Origin of the sequence: Micromonospora sp. HM5-17 (assembly GCF_003762835.1) — a bacterium.
In the GTDB taxonomy this organism is placed as follows: Bacteria; Actinomycetota; Actinomycetes; order Mycobacteriales; family Micromonosporaceae; genus Plantactinospora.
Window position 1 is genome coordinate 639,569 of record NZ_RJWA01000003.1, and the last position, 17,812, is coordinate 657,380.

The 17,812-nt window shown below is 73.5% G+C and carries 13 protein-coding genes and 2 pseudogenes; 8 read left to right on the top strand and 7 right to left on the bottom strand.

Annotation, left to right across the window (positions count from 1 at the left end):
* Positions 1-132: 132 nt before the first annotated feature.
* From EF879_RS12315 to EF879_RS12325, 3 genes are read right to left on the bottom strand one after another with little or no spacing between them, the layout of a single operon-like run.
* Positions 133-1,578 (bottom strand): DUF4350 domain-containing protein, encoded by a 1,446-nt coding sequence (locus tag EF879_RS12315; protein ID WP_199736335.1) that lies wholly within the window; start codon positions 1,576-1,578, stop codon positions 133-135.
* The gene (locus tag EF879_RS12320) at positions 1,575-2,351 is read right to left on the bottom strand and encodes a DUF4129 domain-containing protein (RefSeq protein WP_199736337.1); all 777 of its coding nucleotides are present in this window, start codon (positions 2,349-2,351) and stop codon (positions 1,575-1,577) included. Before EF879_RS12320 ends, EF879_RS12315 begins: the two co-directional genes overlap by 4 nt.
* A complete protein-coding gene (locus tag EF879_RS12325) occupies positions 2,348-3,193 on the bottom strand; it encodes a hypothetical protein (protein ID WP_123557927.1) in 846 nt (281 codons plus the stop codon). The genes EF879_RS12320 and EF879_RS12325 overlap by 4 nt, the downstream gene beginning before the upstream one ends.
* Positions 3,194-3,619: 426 nt before the next feature.
* Between EF879_RS12325 and mtrA the strand changes: the two genes are divergently transcribed.
* The 6 genes and pseudogenes from mtrA to EF879_RS28810 all read left to right on the top strand — a co-directional run.
* Complete coding sequence (gene mtrA, locus EF879_RS12330; RefSeq protein WP_123557929.1) at positions 3,620-4,309, top strand: MtrAB system response regulator MtrA; 690 nt, start codon at positions 3,620-3,622, stop codon at positions 4,307-4,309.
* A gap of 12 nt (positions 4,310-4,321) precedes the next feature.
* Complete coding sequence (gene mtrB / locus EF879_RS12335) at positions 4,322-6,208, top strand: MtrAB system histidine kinase MtrB (RefSeq protein ID WP_199736338.1); 1,887 nt, start codon at positions 4,322-4,324, stop codon at positions 6,206-6,208.
* Positions 6,205-8,013, top strand: coding sequence for an LpqB family beta-propeller domain-containing protein (locus tag EF879_RS12340; protein WP_123557931.1), 1,809 nt, complete (start codon positions 6,205-6,207; stop codon positions 8,011-8,013). The genes mtrB and EF879_RS12340 overlap by 4 nt, the downstream gene beginning before the upstream one ends.
* 14 nt (positions 8,014-8,027) lie before the next feature.
* Positions 8,028-8,777, top strand: coding sequence for a ComF family protein (locus EF879_RS12345; protein ID WP_123557933.1), 750 nt, complete (start codon positions 8,028-8,030; stop codon positions 8,775-8,777).
* Positions 8,778-9,149: 372 nt separating this feature from the next.
* Positions 9,150-9,509, top strand: a pseudogene (hpf, locus tag EF879_RS28805) (ribosome hibernation-promoting factor, HPF/YfiA family); the annotation flags it as partial.
* 108 nt (positions 9,510-9,617) lie between these two features.
* Positions 9,618-9,803, top strand: a pseudogene (locus tag EF879_RS28810) (sigma 54 modulation/S30EA ribosomal C-terminal domain-containing protein); the annotation flags it as partial.
* 83 nt (positions 9,804-9,886) lie between these two features.
* Here EF879_RS28810 and EF879_RS12355 read toward each other — a convergent pair.
* A complete protein-coding gene (locus EF879_RS12355; RefSeq protein WP_233604399.1) occupies positions 9,887-11,113 on the bottom strand; it encodes a GNAT family N-acetyltransferase in 1,227 nt (408 codons plus the stop codon).
* A gap of 172 nt (positions 11,114-11,285) precedes the next feature.
* Between EF879_RS12355 and secA the strand changes: the two genes are divergently transcribed.
* A complete protein-coding gene (secA, locus tag EF879_RS12360; RefSeq protein ID WP_123557937.1) occupies positions 11,286-14,171 on the top strand; it encodes a preprotein translocase subunit SecA in 2,886 nt (961 codons plus the stop codon).
* A gap of 162 nt (positions 14,172-14,333) precedes the next feature.
* Here the strand turns inward: secA and EF879_RS12365 are convergent, their stop codons facing one another.
* Both EF879_RS12365 and EF879_RS12370 read right to left on the bottom strand, forming a co-directional pair.
* Positions 14,334-15,047, bottom strand: coding sequence for an Rv3235 family protein (locus EF879_RS12365; protein WP_148086417.1), 714 nt, complete (start codon positions 15,045-15,047; stop codon positions 14,334-14,336).
* 501 nt (positions 15,048-15,548) lie between these two features.
* Positions 15,549-15,776, bottom strand: coding sequence for a helix-turn-helix domain-containing protein (locus EF879_RS12370; protein ID WP_123557941.1), 228 nt, complete (start codon positions 15,774-15,776; stop codon positions 15,549-15,551).
* Positions 15,777-16,063: 287 nt separating this feature from the next.
* Here EF879_RS12370 and EF879_RS12375 point away from each other — a divergent pair, with 287 nt between their 5' ends.
* Positions 16,064-16,531 (top strand): hypothetical protein, encoded by a 468-nt coding sequence (locus EF879_RS12375; RefSeq protein ID WP_370375494.1) that lies wholly within the window; start codon positions 16,064-16,066, stop codon positions 16,529-16,531.
* A gap of 11 nt (positions 16,532-16,542) precedes the next feature.
* Here the strand turns inward: EF879_RS12375 and EF879_RS12380 are convergent, their stop codons facing one another.
* On the bottom strand, positions 16,543-17,808 hold the full coding sequence (locus EF879_RS12380; RefSeq protein ID WP_199736340.1) for a hypothetical protein: 1,266 nt from the start codon (positions 17,806-17,808) through the stop codon (positions 16,543-16,545).
* Positions 17,809-17,812 lie beyond the last annotated feature (4 nt).

The following is a 17,812-nucleotide window of genomic DNA, read 5'->3' on the forward strand; positions in this document are numbered from 1 at the left end:
CGATGCCGCCGGGGGCGTGGGAGTGCGCGGCGCCGGTGGGGGCGTGCTCGGTGTCGGTGGCCGGTTCCGGCTGTCCCGGGGTCCCGTCCGATGCGGGAGCGGTGTACAGCGGATCGGCGGTACCGGGTCGGGTCACCGGGTCTCTCCTTCGACGGGACGGTCGGGCCGGAACGGGACGGACGGGTGGTGGTCGGGCGGGGTGGCCTGGCGGGAGACAGGCTGGACGGGGCTGGCCGACGGCGCGAGCCGGTCGAGCGCCCGGGCCAGGTCGAGCAGTTCCTGGTTGGTGGTCGGGGCCGGGCCGTACAGCAGGTGGTGGACGTCCTCCGGCCGTTGGCCGGTGCGCGCCGCGACCGCCGCCACCACCTCGGCCGGCCTACTCCCCGCAACGCGGTCGGTGGCCCGCCGCAGGCGGTGCAGCGCGGCGGCGCGGAGCAGCTCCGCCGTCGGCCCGTACGCCCGGGCGCGGTGGTAGAGGCGGCCCCGACCGAGCGCCGTCTCGGCGGCGGGAACGGTCACCGGCAGCGGCTCGGCCACCGGTGGCCCCAGCCGGCGGCCCCGCCAGAGCGCCAGCAGGAGCAGAGCCACGGCGAGCTGCACCAGCATGGCCCAGAACCAGGCCGGGAGGGCGTCCCAGAGCGGGTTCCCGCGCTGCGGCCGCTCCGCCTGTGGTTCCCGCGTAGACGGTGGCGAAGCGTACTCGCCGCCTCCGGGTACCTCGACGTCGCCGTGGTCGTACGTCCCCTCGTCGTACGGGCCGCCGGACTCCGGGGGCGGTGTCGACTCCCGCTCGCCGTCGGGAGGGGACGGCGGTGGCGGCTCCGGGCCGTCGAGGTCGAGCCAGACGACCCGCCCGTGCACCGCCAGCAGATTGGTGACGAGCGCGGCGTTGTGCCACTCGTCGATCCGGTCGTTGCGGAACGGGTCACTGGCGCCGACCACGACGAGATCGTTGCCCCGCCATCGGGTTCGGGCCACGCCGCCGGCGTAGCACCGGTCGGCCCGGAAGGTCCGGCCGGGCGGGTCGGCGTAGCGCTGGAGCAGCACGGCGGCCGGCCCGACGCCGCCGAGTTCGGGCAGCGGGCAGGGCTGGCCGTCCGTCTCGGCGGGTACGGCCCGAGCCGCCCAGCGGCGGCCCGCGCCGGCCAGCGGCACCCGGGCGGCGGCGAGCACCTGTCGCGGTGGGTCCACCAGCACGACCCGGGCGTTCTCGGCCGGGTCCACGACCAGCGGCCAGTACGCCCGATGGACCAGCCCCGGTGCCGGTACGAAGAGGGTGAAGCCCTCCGACGTGGCCAGGCTCAGGGCCCGCCGGATGCTGGTCATCCGCTCGATGGTGACGCCCCGGTCCCGCAGCTCGGCGGCGAGCCGGCTGCCGCCGACGTCGTCGGTGCTGACCGGGGAGAGAAACCCGGGGCTTTCCGGGTCGGGCTGGTCGATCGCGTGCGTGATCCCGGTGACCGCCAACAGCAGCGCGGCGACGCCGAGCGGGATGGTGAGCCGGTGCCAGCGCCGGCGACGTCGTGCCTGGTCGGCGATTCGGCGGGGTCGTGCGGCGGCGGCCGTCGGGGTCGTCATCTCCGGTCCCCCTCGGTTCCGGTGGCGGGCGGCGGCCCGGCGAGGATCGGGTCCGGATCCGGTGGTCCCCCGGCGGGGACCGGGGCGGACTCCGTCGAGCTTCCGGTGGGGATCGGGTCGGGTACCGGTGGACTTCCGGTCGGGACCAGGCTCGGGTGGGCGGCCCGGCCGGCGGGCTGCGCATCGGGGTGGGCGGTGTGATCGGCGATGAGCCGGTCCAGGTCGGCGGCGAGGTCGCGCATGCGCGCGTCGTGCTCGGGCCGGGCGGGGCGCTGGCCGTACCAGAGGTCAGAGAAGATCTGGCCCGCGGCGCGGAGTGTCGGGCCGACCTCGGGCCGGTTCCGGGCCGCCGCCGAGGCGACCTCGGTGACGGTCATCCCCGGCTGGTGCGCCAGCACGTGGTGGTCCACCAGGCTCCGGATCATGCCGCGCAACCGTTCCCGGACCGCCTCGGCGTACCGGCCGTCCCCGGCCAACCGGTCGGCCCGCATGAGCCGTACGGCGGCCGGGACGTCGGACGGCTCCGGTGCCTCCGTCGTGGTCCCGGCGCCGGGCTCCGTCGTCGTCTCGGCCGGCGGGTAGGGCTGACTCTGTGGCCGTCGCCGTCGGGAGAGCCGCCAGCGGGGCGGCCGCCGGGGCACCCACGCCGGGAAGTAGTACCAGCCGAGCCCGACCAGCAGCGCGGCCAGCACCAGCAGCAGCGCGGCCAGCGGCAGCGGGACGACGTCGCCGAGGGCCGCGACGGTCTCGGCCCACCACCGACTGGGGCTCACCGTCCGGCCTCCGCCAGGGCGGCCCGGCGTCGGCCCCGTCGGCGAGACTGGGAGATGGCGATGTCCATCCCCTCGGTACGGATCCGGGTCTCCAGGTAGCTGACGCTGTCGAGGCAGGCGAGCCCGGCGTAGGCGACGCTGTTGATGCCAGCCCAGAGCGCGGCGCCGATCGGCACGATCCAGGCCGGCTCGAGCAGCCCGAGGGTGTTCAGACCGCTGACGACCCCGTTGGCCAGCCCGACCCGGAGGATCCACCAGACGACGTACCCGAGGAGCCGGATCCCGGCCGCCCGGCCGCCGACCCGCAGCGCGAGGGAGGCCGAGCGCCCCAGTGCCGCGAACGGGCCCACCCGGTCCAGGACCACCGCGGGCGCCAGCCCGCCGAGGAGCGCGACGGCGAACACCCACGTTGGCCCCCCGAGCGCCGCGACGAACATCAGTGCGCCGGCGAGCGCGGCGACCAGCACGGTCGGGCCGTACCGGGCACGGTGCGGTCGGAGCAGCCCGGACACCGGAGCCGCCGGGTCCCGCAGGAGCGCGTCGCCGGCGCGGGCGGCCAGGTTGCCCAGCAGCGCGATGATCACCATCTCGCAGGCCGCCCCCACCGCCAGCAGGAACCAGTAGCCGGCGAGCGTGTCGATGTCGGGCAGGTAGCCGGGCGGCTCGACGTGGGCCGCGCGACGCAGCGGATACAGCACCAGTTGCTCCGCCGCCGCGAGTACGAGGGCGACCGGGATCAGGGTCCGGGCCTGGCGGCGGAGGAGCAGGACCGCAGAGTCGAGCAGCTCACCGACGGTGAGCGGGCGCATGGGCAGTACGGCGGTCGGGCCAGCGTCGGGCAAGCGTACTCCTGCGGAGGGCGGGGACCGGCGGGGGAGGCACCGCGAGCCATGGTGACATGCCGGCACGTCCGGCGGTGAACCGTACGGATGGTGGCGGGTCACGGTTCGGGGACGGGTGGCGCCGGGGAACCTTCCGGCGGTCACCCGGGCGTCGCCCGGGACGGGCCGCCACCCCGGCCGGCCCGACGACCGCGCTCGCCCGGGGGCGCCGGCCTCGCCGGCCCGGGCGCCGGGGACGATCCGCGGCGGGCGGCGCCCAACCGTCGTGACCAGGACATATGGTGGCGATCCCGGCGTCGGGCATCTGGTGCCCCGGCCGGGCCCACGGTATGCTACTGCGCTTCGTGACCATGGTCTCGCGGCGCGACCCACCGGGGGACGGGTGCGGGGCCCAGGGTGTTGAGCAGAGGGTGGAAGATTAGTTCCATGAGAGCCCGGGTACTGGTCGTCGACGATGACCCCGCACTCGCCGAGATGCTCGGCATCGTGCTGCGGAGTGAGGGGTTCCTGCCGTCCTTCGTCGCCGACGGCGAACGGGCGCTGACGGCGTTCCGGGAGAACCGGCCCGATATCGTCCTGCTCGACCTCATGCTGCCGGGCATGAGTGGAATCGACGTGGCCCGGGCCATCCGGGCCGAGTCCGGGGTCCCGATCGTCATGCTCACCGCCAAGAGTGACACCGTCGACGTGGTGCTCGGGCTGGAGTCGGGCGCGGACGACTACGTGGTGAAGCCGTTCAAGCCCAAGGAACTGGTGGCCCGGATGCGGGCCCGGCTGCGTCGGGGCGAGGACGCCGCCCCCGAGTTGTTGACCATCGGCCCGCCCGGCAACCAGATCAGCATCGACGTGCCGGCGCACACCGTCACTCGGGACGGTCAGGAGGTCAAGCTGACCCCGCTCGAGTTCGACCTGCTGGTGGCCCTGGCCCGCAAGCCGCGCCAGGTCTTCACCCGCGAGGTCCTGCTCGAGCAGGTGTGGGGTTACCGGCACGCCGCCGACACCCGGCTGGTCAACGTGCACGTGCAGCGGCTGCGGGCCAAGATCGAGCCGGATCCTGAACGACCCGAGGTCATCCTGACCGTGCGGGGCGTCGGCTACAAGGCGGGTACCGGATAGCCTGGCTGCATCGTGGTCCGTACCCTGACCTCGCCCTTCGTACTGGCCGCCCGTGCGATACCTGCCGGGCGGCGCCTGTGGCGCGCGGCGGCGGCCCGGGCGGCGGTGGTGGCGGCCGGTCTGCGCCGGACGTGGCGCCGGTCCCTCCAGGTCCGGGTCGTGACCATCACCCTGGTCGCGTCGAGCCTGCTGGTCGGCGGCTTCGCCTACCTGGTCGTGCACAACATCACCGACATCGTGCTGGAGAATGCCCGGCGGGACGTCGAGGGGCGGCTCTCCGACGGCCAGGAGTACGCGGCGAAGCAGCTCAGCAACCACACCACGCCCTCGGAGCAGGGGCTCAAGGCCACCTTCGAGAACACGGTCAACTATCTGGCCGGCGGTGACCCGGCCCAGCTCGGGGGCGTCGTCGTGACGCTGCGGGCCAGCGCCCCCGGGGTCGTACCGGCGACCTCGCCGCAGGTCGACGTGAACGACATGCTGAGCGCCGAGCTGAGGCACCAGGTCGAGAGCGGGCACGTCGCCGACCAGATCCGCACCGGCGACCCGTTCGGCACCGGTACGCCCACGAAGTACCTGATCTACGGTTCGCCGGTCCCGACCCGGTTCGGGCAGGTCCAGCTCTACTACTTCGTCCCGCTGACCCGCTGGGACCAGATCGCCACCGGCGCGCGCTCCACCGTCCTGGCGACCGGGTTCGCGCTGGTCCTCCTGCTCGGGCTGCTCTCCGGCCTGGTCACCCGGATGGTGGTCAACCCGGTACGGGTCGCCGCCCGGACGGCGCAACGACTGTCTGCGGGACTGCTCGACCAGCGGATGGTGGTCAACGGCGAGGACGACCTGGCGATGCTCGCCGCGTCGTTCAACCAGATGGCGACGAACCTGCAGCGCCAGATCGTCCGGCTGGAGGAGATGTCCCGGCTCCAGCGGCGGTTCACCTCGGACGTCTCCCACGAGCTGCGGACCCCACTCACCACCGTCCGGATGGCGGCGGATCTCATCTATGCCGAGCGGGACAGCTTCGATCCGGCGGTCACCCGCACCGCCGAACTGCTCCACGCCGAACTCGACCGGTTCGAGGACCTGCTCACCGACCTGCTGGAGATCAGCCGGTTCGATGCCGGCTTCGCGATGCTCGACGCCGAGCCCACCGACCTGGTACCGGTGGTGCGTCGGGTGGTCGACCAGCTGGAGCCGCTGGCCCGGCAGTGTCGGGCGCCGTTGCGGGTGACCGTGCCGGACGCTCCGGTGATCGCCGAGGTCGACCCGCGCCGGGTCGAACGCATCCTGCGTAACCTGCTCGGCAACGCCGTGGAGCACGGCGTCGGCAAGCCGGTGGAGGTGGTCCTGGGCGCCGACGAGACCGCGGTGGCAATCACCGTCCGGGATCACGGGGTGGGTCTGAAGCCCGGCGAGGAGAAGCTGGTCTTCAACCGTTTCTGGCGCGCCGACCCGTCGCGGGCGCGACAGACCGGTGGGACCGGCCTGGGGCTGTCGATCAGCCTGGAGGACGCCCGGCTGCACGGCGGCTGGCTCGAGGCGTGGGGCGCGCCGGGCCATGGCGCCCAGTTCCGGCTCACCCTGCCGACCCGGGCCGGAGACCGGCTGACCTCGTCGCCGCTCCGACTGGTGCCGGCCGACGCGCCGGAGGCGGTCGGCGGGTCGGAGTCGACCGGCCGGTCCGAGTTGGTCGGTGGAACGCAGCCGAGCGGCGGGCCGGAGTCGGTTACCGGCCCGGATCCGGCCACCAGCGGGTCGGACGGCGCACCCGGGGCCGGCGCCGCCGAGCGGGCCGAGGCACCGGACCGGACCGCGCCCAGCGGCCCGGGGTGGACGCCGACCCGGCCGGCGGGGCCGAGGGCTCCGGTCGAGGCCGGACCGAGCGAGGTGACGCGATGACGCGACGGTTCCCCTCCGTACTGGTCGCCGCGACCGTCCTCGCGGCGGTGGCCGCCTGCGGGATTCCGAACGAGACCGAGGTCCGGGTCGACGGCCCGGGGCCCCAGGCGGAGACGGCGCGGGCCGACGGGACGGGCAAGCCGCCGCGGAGCCGGGTGGAGAGCAGCAGCGACCCGCTGGCCTTCGCCGAGGACTTCCTGGCCGCCGCCGCCGGCGAGCCGGACGGGGCCTACGAGCGGTTCAATGACTACATCGTGGAGGAGAAGCGACTCGTCCCGCAGCCGGGCAACGAGGTCAACATCATCCGGCTGGACGCGCCGCCGCTGGTGACCCGGAACAACGACGGCACCAGCTCGATCACCATTGAGCATGTGCAGCAGGTCGGGGTTCTGCGGGCGAACGGGTCGGTCGGGGAGCCGGTCGCCACGGAGACCTCGTACACGTTCACCGTGGGCCGGAGGCCGACCGACCCGGGTACGGGTGGTGGGCTCTGGGTCCTGGACCCGCCGCCGGTGCTGCTGATGACCGACGAAGCCCTGGGGACGTACTACCGCGAGCACACCATCTACTTCTGGAACGCCAACCGCGACGCGCTGGTGCCCGACCTGCGCTACCTGCCCCGGACCGTGCCGGTGCAGCGACAGGCCACCGAGGTGCTCAACTGGCTGATCGGGGGGCCGGCGGACTGGCTGGGGACGTGCGCCGTACGGCTGCCGGACGGCACGGGTCCGCTCGGCAACGTTCCCGCCCCCCAGGAGGGGGGACGCCTCGAGGTGAACCTCTCGGTCAAGGCCGGGGCGCTGGACACCGACGACGACCTCGACAAGCTCTTCCAGCAGATCGTCTGGTCGCTGTGGGCCAACCCGCTGCTCGACAACGAGCTGGAACTGAAGATCCAGAACCAGAGCCGCAGGGTCGCGGTCGCCGAGGACTGGCGGCGGAACCACCCCCTCTACGGCCTCGGCGACCCGCCGGCCCGGTTCGGGGTGCTCGGCGGCAAGGTCTATCCACTCCAGGGTTCGGGCGACGAGCAGCCGGTGCCGATCGCGCCGGAGGTGAACCGGGACGTCGTCTCGGCGGCCCTGAGCCGGGACGGCACGACGGTGGCGGCGGCCCTGGTGACGCGGGACGGGAAGGCACTGCGGCTGCGTACCGGTGCGGGCGTCGGCATGGTGCGCGACGTTCGGGACGGGAAGTCCTTCGCCGCCATGGGGCGGCCGGTGTGGCTGCGGACCGCGGGCGATGCCGGTCCGATCGGGCTGGTCGTCGCCGACGGCGAGCTCTACGAGTTCGGCGTTGACGACGCCGCGCTGACCCGGGTGCGGCTGCCCGGGGTGTCCGGTCCGGTGACCGCCGTGGGCGCGGCGCTGGAGGGGAACCGGATCGCCTTCATCTCCGGCGGCGGTCTGTACGTCGCGGCGGTGCGCAGCGTCGACGGTGCCCTCAGCGTCGGTCCGTCCCGTCGGCTGCCGACCTCGCTGCGCGACCTCTCCGCCGTCGACTGGTTCGGCGAGAACTCCCTCGTGGTGGCGGGGGTGAAGGGGAACGGCCGGGCGGCGATCCACAAGCTCAACGTGGACGGGACCCAGGAGTCGGAGGAGGTCACCGACATCGGCGCCCCGGTCACCCACCTGGCGGCGTACCCGGGCAACCCGGAGCTCCCCGCCCTCGCCCCGGCGCTGTACGAGGCCAACGAGGTGGCGTACGTGTCCGGGATGCCGATTGGCCGGGAGCATGTCGTCCCCGGGGCGGAGGGCCTCCCACCCGGGTCGGGGACCCCCACCGCGCCGTTCTACCTCTTCTGACGGTCGGCCACGACGTGTGGGCGGAGACCTGGGCCGACCTGGCGGACCTGGTGCTGCCCGCCGAGTGCGCCGGGTGCCGGGGTGCCCGGCTGCCGCTGCGGCAGGGGGTCTGTCCGGCCTGCGCGGCCGAACTCGCGGCGTTGCGGCCCACTCGGGTACGTCCGACACCCGCGCCGCCGGGGCTTCCCGACTGCGTGGCGCTCGGTGCCTACCACGGCGTGGTGCGCGAGGCGCTGCTGTCGTACAAGGAACGGGGCCGGCACGGGCTGGCTCGGCCGCTGGGCCGGCTGCTGGCCGAGGTGGTGGCGGAGGCCGTCGGCCCGAGAGGCCCGGTGCTGCTGGTGCCGGTGCCGGCGACCGCGCGGGCGGCGCGGGCCCGGTACGGCGACCACCTGCGCCGGCTGGCCCGGCACGCGGCCGTCCGGCTGCGGGCGGCCGGGTGGCCGGTCGCGGTCGCGTCCCCGCTGCGGGCGCTGCCCCGACCGGACTCCGCCACCCTGGACAGCGCCGGCCGGGCCGCGGCGGCGGCCGCGGCGTTCCGGACGCGGGAGTGGCGGGTGCCGGCGGCCCGCCGGGCCGCGGCCGGCCGCACCGTGGTGGTGGTCGACGACATCGTGACCACCGGCGCCACCCTCGCCGCGATCACCCGGTCGCTGGCCGGTGCCGGCATCCCGGTGTCCGCCGCGGCGGTGCTCGCCGCCACCGTCCGGCGGAGACCGGGCGGCACCGCGCCGGCGCCGGGACCGGGCGACGGACGCGGCTGACCGGCGCCCCCGTGCCGGGTCGAGCGCCCACGGCGCGTTCCGGACCCCGTCGGGTGTGGCGCGATGGTGCCACGCAGGGTGACCGACGCGTTGCCGGTGGCGTCGTCGGGTTGACGCTGCGCATCGTTGCATTCACCCAATCGCGGTCTGACGGAACCTTCTCGAATGTGGTCTTGCCGCGTGGGGTGACTATCGCGCCGACAGGAGTTAGCGTCTTGTTTACCGGGGGTACGAGGGGTGTTCCTTCCCCCAGGGGCACCTGGAAGGAGGCGCTACGGCAGCGATCCGGTCGGGCCGAATGGACTTCCAGGGGGCGGGCTGACCGGGATCGCGTTTCTGCACGACTCTCCGACAGTGCAGGGAGGTCAACGCATGGATCTCGTGGTCAAGGGCCGCAACGTCGAAGTACCGGAGCATTACCGGATTCACGTCGCCGAGAAGCTCGCAAAGATCGAGCGCTACGATCACAAGCTTGTTCGGGTCGACGTGGAGCTTTTTCACGAACGCAATCCGCGACAGTCTGATCACTGCCAGCGTATAGAAATCACCTGCTTTTCCCGTGGGCCCGTGGTGCGCGCGGAGGCGTGCGCAAAGGACTTCTATTGCGCGCTCGACGCCGCTATCGCCAAACTCGACACCCGGCTGCGTCGGGCCGCCGACCGCCGCCGTGTCCACCGTGGCCGGCACGCCCCGATCTCCGTCGCCGCCGCCACCGCCAACCTGCCGGTCGACGGGGTCGGCGACTCTTCCGTGGCCACCCTGACCCGAGCCGAGCCCGACCTCGACGAGCCCGACCTCGATGGGTACCAGGACGACGGGTACCAGGACGACGCCGACACGCGACCCGGGCACATCGCCCGCCGGAAGGTGCACCCGGCCGAGCCGATGACCGTCGACGACGCGCTGTTCCAGATGGAACTCGTCGGACACGACTTCTATCTGTTCCTGGACAAGGACTCGGGCCGCCCCAGCGTCGTCTACCGGCGCAAGGGCTACGACTACGGCATGATCACCCTCGCGGCCTGACCTGCGGCGGCTCCCCACCGGGTTGCGGCGGTGTCCCGTACCCCGTGGGGAGCACCCCGCCGCCGGCGGCGCGTCGACCGGGCTCAGCCGGCGTCGGTGGCGATGCCCAGATCGTCCGGGAGCAGGGCGGCGACCCAGGCGTCCGTACGGGTGCCCCGCAGGTCGAGGGCGTGCCTTGCCGTGCCCTCGAGGCGGAAGCCGGCCTTCTCGACGGCCCGTCGGGAGCGGGTGTTGCCCACGTGGGCCCGCCACTCGATCCGGGCGAGGCCGAGGGCGGTGAATCCCCAGGTGCAGACCGCGACCACCGCCGCCGGACAGTAGCCCCGGCCCCGGGCCCACGGCGCCACCACGAAGCCCAGGTCCGCCACGAGGGGATCGGTGGGTGACACCCGCAACTCCACGACCCCGGCGTACGCGTCGGCGTCGTCGACGATGGCGAACGCCGCCCCGCCGCCCCGGCGCCACACCGCCGGGGCGTGCTCCCGCACGAAGTACTCGGCGTCCGAGCGCTGGTACGGGTCCGGAACGCTCGTCCAGCGGAGCGTCTCCGGGTCCCGACAGGTCCGGACGATCGGATCGAGATCGCCCTCGTCGAGCGGGCGGAGCCGAAGTTCCGTCCCGGCCGCGCTCCGGGCGAAGAGCACGGGCTGGGGGGCGCCGAAGACGCTGGCCCGCCGTGCCTCCAGCGAGCGGGGTCCGGCCCGGTCCCGGGCCGCCCTCGCGTCGGCGAGGTCGGCGGGGAGCAGGGAACCGATCCAGCCGTCGGCGACGCCGCGCGGGTGCGGGTCGGCGAGCCGGAGCAGTCCCTCGATCCGGAAACCGGCGCGGAGCGCGACCAGGCGAGACGCGTGGTTGCCGACCTCGGCCTGCCAGACGACCCGCCGCAGGCCCCGCTCCCGGAACGCCCACCGGCAGACCGCCCGGGTGGCCCGGGTGGCGACGCCGCGGCCCCGGGCCCACGGTGCCGTCCAGTAGCCCACCTCGGCCGAACGCAGGACCGGGTCGATGCTGATCAGCCCGCAGGAGGCGAGCAGTTCGCCGGTCCTGGGGTCGCAGACCGCGAACGGGGCACCGGTGCCGGCCGCCCAGGCCCGGGGGGAGAGCTCGGTGACGAACCGGGTGGCGTCCTCCCTCCGGTACGGCGTCGGCACGGTCGTCCAGCGCTGGATGTCCGGATCCTGGCAGGCCCGGTAGACGTCCTCGGCGTCCTCGGGGCGCCAGGGGCGTAGCAGCAGCCCCTCCTCGACGATGCGTACGGCGTCGCCCTGGTCGGTCTGGTTCGTCCGCTTCACCGTCTCCCCGGTGCTCACCCTGGCATGCTCTCAGCCGGCTCGCGCTCGACGTCACCGAATGTGCCGTGCCGATGGAGCGCGGGAGGGGCGGAACGTCCGGTTCGGCGAACCTGGCCGCCGCCGCGACTGACGATGAGGCCGGTGATGCGCCTACGATGGTTCGGCAGACTGTCTAGGGGAGCGTTGATCCGTGTCGATTCTGGAAAAGGTCCTTCGCGCGGGCGAGGGGCGCATGCTGCGCCGACTCAAGGCGATCGCCGCTGCCGTCAATTCGATCGAGGACGACTACGTCAACCTCACCGACGCGGAGCTGCGCGGCATGACCGACCAGTTCAAGCAGCGGCTGGCGGACGGCGAGACCCTCGACGACCTGCTGCCCGAGGCGTTCGCCACGGTACGCGAGGCGGCGTCCCGGGTGCTCGGCCAGCGGCATTACGACGTGCAGATCATGGGTGGCGCGGCGCTGCACTTCGGCAACATCGCCGAGATGAAGACGGGGGAGGGCAAGACCCTGACCGCCGTGCTGCCGGCCTACCTGAACGCCCTCTCCGGCAAGGGCGTGCACGTGGTGACGGTGAACGACTACCTGGCCGAGCGGGATGCCGCCTGGATGGGTCGGGTGCACGAGTTTCTCGGCCTGACCGTCGGGGTGATCCTGCCGAACCGACCGGCCGCCGAGCATCGGGCCGCCTACCAGGCCGACATCACGTACGGCACCAACAACGAGTTCGGCTTCGACTACCTCCGGGACAACATGGCCTGGAGCAAGGACGACCTGGTGCAGCGGGGGCACAACTTCGCGATCGTGGACGAGGTGGACTCGATCCTGATCGACGAGGCCCGGACGCCGCTGATCATCTCCGGCCCGGCCGAGCACTCCGTCCGCTGGTACCGGGAGTTCGCCCGGTTGGTGGAGCGGCTCCAGCCCGGCAAGGACGGCGAGGGCGACTACGAGGTCGACTACGCCAAGCGGACCGTGGCGGTGACCGAGCGCGGCGTGGCCAAGGTCGAGGACCGGCTTGGCATCGACAACCTCTACGAGTCCGTGAACACCCCGCTGGTCGGTTACCTGAACAACGCGATCAAGGCCAAGGAACTCTACAAGCGCGACCGGGACTACATCGTCAGCGACGGCGAGGTCCTGATCGTCGACGAGTTCACCGGCCGGATCCTGCACGGTCGCCGCTACAACGAGGGCATGCACCAGGCCATCGAGGCCAAGGAGGGCGTGGAGATCAAGCAGGAGAACCAGACTCTTGCCACGATCACGCTCCAGAACTACTTCCGCCTCTACGACAAGCTGTCCGGTATGACCGGTACGGCCCAGACCGAGGCCAGCGAGTTCAGCAAGGTCTACAAGATCGGCGTCGTCACGATCCCGACCCACCGTCCGATGATCCGGATCGACCGGCCGGACGTGATCTACAAGACCGAGCGGGCCAAGTTCAACGCGGTGGTGGAGGACATCGCCGAGCGGCACGCCGTGGGCCAGCCGGTGCTGGTCGGCACGGTGTCGGTGGAGAACAGCGAGATCCTCTCCCAGCTGCTGCGCCGACGGGGCATCCCCCACGCCGTTCTCAACGCCAAGTTCCACGCCAAGGAGGCCGAGATCGTCGCCCAGGCCGGGCGAAAGGGCGCGGTGACGGTGGCGACCAACATGGCCGGCCGGGGCACCGACATCCTGCTCGGCGGCAACCCCGAGTTCCTGGCCGCGAACGAGCTGCGCCAGCGCGGCCTCGACCCGGTGGAACACCCGGAGGACTACGCAAAGGCGATGGAGGAGGTCCTCCCCAAGTGGAAGCAGGCGTGCGAGGCCGAGGCCGAGGAGGTCGCCGCGGTCGGCGGCCTGTACGTGCTCGGTACCGAGCGACACGAGTCGCGGCGGATCGACAACCAGCTTCGCGGTCGGTCCGGTCGGCAGGGTGACCCGGGCGAGTCCCGCTTCTACCTCTCGCTGCAGGACGAGCTGATGAAGCGGTTCCGGGCCGGGGCGGTCGAGGCCGTGATGGAGCGCTTCAACATCCCGGAGGACGTGCCCATCGAGTCGAAGATGGTCACCCGGCAGATCAAGAGCGCCCAGGCGCAGATCGAGAGCCAGCACGCCGAGATCCGCAAGAACGTCCTCAAGTACGACGAGGTCATGAACAAGCAGCGCCAGGTGATCTACGCCGAGCGCAGGCGGGTGCTGGACGGGGAGGACCTGAGCGACCAGATCCGGCACATGATCGAGGACGTGGTGACGGCGTACGTGACGGGGGCGACCTCGGAGGGTTACGCCGAGGACTCGGACCTCGACCAGCTCTGGTCCAGCCTCAAGCAGCTCTACCCGGTCGGGGTCACCATCGAGGACCTGGTCGAGGAGTCCGGCGGCGAGCGCAACAACCTGGACGCCGACTTCCTGCTTGCCCGGATCAAGGAGGACGCTCTCGCGGCGTACCGGCGGCGCGAGGAGGAGCTGGGCAGCGAGGCGATGCGCCAACTGGAGCGGATGGTGCTGCTCCAGGTCATCGACCGGAAGTGGCGCGAGCACCTGTACGAGATGGACTACCTGCAGGAGGGCATCAGCCTGCGGGCGTACGCCCAGCGCGACCCGGTGGTCGAGTACCAGCGCGAGGGCTACGACATGTTCGCCACGATGATGGACGGCATCAAGGAGGAGACCGTCGGCTTCCTCTTCAACCTGGAGGTACAGGTCCAGGAGGCGGCCCCCGCCCCGGCCGCCGAGGAGGCCACCGCCCCGGCCGCCGAGGAGGCCACCGTCGCGGCGCCGGCCGCGGCCGAGCCACCGGTGGAGATCCGTGCCAAGGGGCTCGGCCAAGCCCCGCGTACCCAGAGCCTCCAGTACTCCGCGCCCACCATCGACGGTGCGGCCGGGGCCACCGGCGGAGTCGCGGTGGAGCGGCCGCAGCAGGTCGCTCCGGCGCTCGGGGTCGGTGGCCCACCCGCCCCGTCCGCGTCGCGGCGTCCCGCTCCGGGCCAGGTCACCGGCGGCGACGCCCCCTCGCGGAACGCGCCCTGCCCCTGCGGTTCGGGGCGTAAGTACAAGCGCTGCCACGGGGCGCCTGGCGCCGCCTGACAGCACACCCGGCCGCGCTCGACGCGGTCGGCCTCCGGCACCACCCGCGGCCCGGCCCGCCCCTGCGGCGGCCGGGCCGCGGCGTCTCCGCCCGCCGTCGGCGCAGGTCCGGCCGGTCGCCTCCCGGTTGCGCCCCGGTCCGCCGGATGTGGGGCGGTGCCCTCAGATGATGACCTCGACCGACACCCCCACCCACCTGCCCCGGCGGCGCTCGATGCGGAACGCCATCGCCCAGGTCCGATCGGCCACGTTGATGACGGCGGCGGCCTCGATGATCCCCGGTCGCGGCTCGCAGACCCGGAGCCGCTGGAGGCGGGCGATGGGTGCGGGCTGGCCCGGGCAGCGGACGGAGATCCGGGCGGCGGCCGCGACCAGCTTGTGCATCACGCCGCGGGCCACTGCGGGATCGCACTGCGCCCGGATGTGCCCGGCTGGGCGGCGGCCGTTCACGATCTCCAGACAGCCGCAGAGGAAAAACCGGGCCACGCGCCCGGCCTCGGGGCTCGGCCCGATGACCCCGAGCACCGCCGCCGGCGACGTCTCGTCGGCCGGCGCGGAAGGACACGGGCCGGGGCGGGAGGGCAGGACCGTGCGGTCGGGCCGGACCCGGTGGCCCGTCTCCGGGGCCGCTGCGCCGGCACGGGTGGTGGCGACGACCGACGCGCCGGCCGGGCCGCCGACCGGCGTCATGCCGCGTCGGGCCGGCCGGACGGCAGCCTCGTCGGCCCGGACACGCAACCCGTCCAGCTCCGTGCTGGTCGGGCCGCCGATCCAGATTTCGGAGGCGTACTCGTCGTCGAAGGGCGGGTCGAGAGGCGGAACGGGGCGTAGCCGCACCGGAGGGCGGACTGGTGGCCGGGTGCGTCCGACGGGCATCCGAGATCCTTCGCAATCGTGCGTTTGCTTCCGTTTGCCTCCGACAGCTTTCTAACCGATTCAGTGCTCCCCGTCAATGCCGTACGGCGTCGGGCGTCCGACCGTCGCCAGCTCGTCACCCGTCGCGGTGCGGGGCCACCGCGTCTCGGACCGCGACGGATCAACCCCGGGCGCGCCGACCGTGACGCCTCCCCCGCCGGTGACCGCAGCGGTGGCGCCGCCGCGTACACCGCGGCCGGGACCAGGCGTGCACACCGCGGCCGGGACCAGGGACGTCGACGCTGCGGCTGACGCATCGCCGGCGGCCGGATCGTGCCCTGCACGTGGGAGGACGTTGGCGCGGGCGGACCCGGATCGGGTGCGCGAAGCCGAGTGGGTCGACCCCGGCCGGTCGGACGCGAGACCCGCCGGACGACCGGGCGAGCGCCGCGTCCGGCCGACGACCGAACCCTAGCCGGCGGGTCCGACAGGAACGTCGGGCCGGAACGGGGATGTGGAAACCTAGTCGGGAACCCGGTCGACCAGGGGGTTGCTGGCCACCCACTCGGCCGTCTCGGCGTACTTGCGCTGGATGTACTCCTCCAGGCGGGCGCGCTCGACCCGCCACTGGCCCCGTCCACCGATCTTGATCGCCGGCAGCTCACCACTGCGGACCATGTGGTAGACCTGCGAGTCCGAGACGTTCAGCTCGGCGGCGACGTCGGACAAGAGCAGGAACCTCGGTTCCACGGAGAACTCCCGAGTGTCGGCTGTTGCCTTAGTTTGCCATCGATCGCGGTGTGGTCGCCTCGGCCGATGGGTCCGCTCCTGGCGGCGGGCCCGGCGCGCGACCGGCCCGAGCCGGGATCCGCTGCCGGCCGACTCCCGTCCGGTGTACTACCGTCGCGGGGAGCAGGGAATCCGCGCCGACCACGGTCGGCGCGGTCGCGACGGCGACTGTCGCGGACAGGCATCGAGCGGGAGAGATCGCTGTGGCAGAACAGCTCGTCCGGGTGTACGTGCCGGCCACCGTGCCGATGCTCGCCGACCTGCGCCGTGCGGGGCGGATCGTCGCGCCCCGGGCGCACGCCGTCACCCCCGAGTTGCGGGAGTGGTACGCCGAGGGTGACGAGGAGGAGCTGGAGTACGTCGCCTTCACCCGGGCCGCTCAGGATGCGCTGCGGCTGCTCCGCGCCGATCCGACGGCCCCCCGCCGCCGGGTGGTGGTCTCCGCCGACCTGCCCGCCCCGGAGGTGCACCGCCTCGACCCGGAACTCGGCTCCAGCACGGTACGGCTGACCGGGGCGGTCGCCGTCGCCGCCGTCGCGGCGATCCACGTCGACAGCGCCGACGCGGTCGACGACGTGACCGCGGCGGTGGACGTGGTCGAGCAGGCCCTGGCTGGTGACCCGGACGCCCAGTTCACGGTCGACGGGGTCGAGGACCACGAGCTGGAGTGGTACGACGTCTCGGAGCTCGACGCGCTGGCTGGCCCGGCCGCGTGAGCCCGTACTCCTCAGCGGCCGGCCCCGGCGACCGGCTCGGGTGAGTCGGCGGGGGAGTCCTCCGCCGCGGAGCCGGCCGCGTCGTCCGCTGTCGGTGCGCCGCCCCTGTCGTCCGTCGCCGACTCGTCGTGCTCGGCTTCCGCGTCGCGGTCACCGGTGGGTTCCGGCCCGTCCGTCGCCGCCGGCTCGGTGGGGCTCTCCGCGCTCTCCCGCTCGGAGCCGGCGCCACCGTCCGGTGTCGCGTCCCGGCGGCCGGCGGTGGGCGCCTCGTCGGCGTCCACCGGACCGGACGGGTCCGCCACCGCCGGCGCTCCGGCCGGGCCGAGCGTCCGGCCGAAGAGGATGAGCGCGGTGAACGCGCCGAGGAAGAAGACGGTCAGGCCGGCGGTGAACCGTTGGTCGCCGAGGATGGCCTGCCCGCCACGGTCGATTTCACTGACCGCGCCGGCCATCCGCAGCACCTCCGCCCCGGCCGTCCGGGTGAGGAGTTCGGCGGTGAGCAGCAGCAGACCCGGTCCCGCCCCCGCCAGGAGGTACGCCGGCCAGCGCAGCGGCCTGCTGCCGGAGACCCGCCCGGCGACGCGTCGTCCGGCGATCCGCAGGTAGCCGAAGGCCAGGGGCCCGGCGACCAGGCCGCTCGCCAGGGACGACGTACGGCGGAACCACTGGAGGGCCGAGTAGGACCGGGACGGATCGTCGCCCGCGCCGTACAGGGACAACAGCGGGTCCTGGAAGTAGCTCAACGCGAAGGTGACCGCGAAGACGCCCAGCCCGGCGGTGACGATCGCGGCCACCACCAGGGGGCTGCGGAGGCCACCGGCGATCCCGCCGAGGGTGGCCGCGGCGGCGGTGGCACCGGCGAGGACCATGATCGCCCGACCCTCGCCGTAGCTGAGGGTCACCGCCAACGCGGCGAGCAGGCCGGTCAGCAGGCCGGCGGCCACGGCCACCGCGAAGCGGGGGGTGGCCCGGTGGACGCCGAACCGGCTCATCAGGTTGGCCAGGGTGAGACTGACGGCCGCCCCGCCGACCAGGCTCGCCGAGATCACCCCCGGCAGCGAGTACGCCGTGGAGGTGATCGCGATCGACGCGAGCCCGGAGGAGGAGATCGTGACCTTGGCGGACCAGAGCATCGCGGCGAGCCAGCCGAGGGCGAGCAGAGCGAGCACCGCCGCTCCGGGCGCGAATGCGGGGGCGCCGGGCGGGGTCGCGGTCGGCGCCGACCCGACCTCCCGGTCGGCGGCCGAGGTCGCGGTGGTACCGGACTCCTTCGTCATCGTC

Bases quoted from the DNA above. Each gene is read 5' to 3' on its own strand.
- EF879_RS12315 (WP_199736335.1), bottom strand. From the start codon at position 1,578: ATGACGACCCCGACGGCCGCCGCCGCACGACCCCGCCGAATCGCCGAC.
- mtrA (WP_123557929.1), top strand. From the start codon at position 3,620: ATGAGAGCCCGGGTACTGGTCGTCGACGATGACCCCGCACTCGCCGAG.
- EF879_RS12340 (WP_123557931.1), top strand. From the start codon at position 6,205: ATGACGCGACGGTTCCCCTCCGTACTGGTCGCCGCGACCGTCCTCGCG.
- EF879_RS12365 (WP_148086417.1), bottom strand. From the start codon at position 15,047: ATGCCCGTCGGACGCACCCGGCCACCAGTCCGCCCTCCGGTGCGGCTA.
- EF879_RS12375 (WP_370375494.1), top strand. From the start codon at position 16,064: ATGCTCGCCGACCTGCGCCGTGCGGGGCGGATCGTCGCGCCCCGGGCG.
- EF879_RS12380 (WP_199736340.1), bottom strand. From the start codon at position 17,808: ATGACGAAGGAGTCCGGTACCACCGCGACCTCGGCCGCCGACCGGGAG.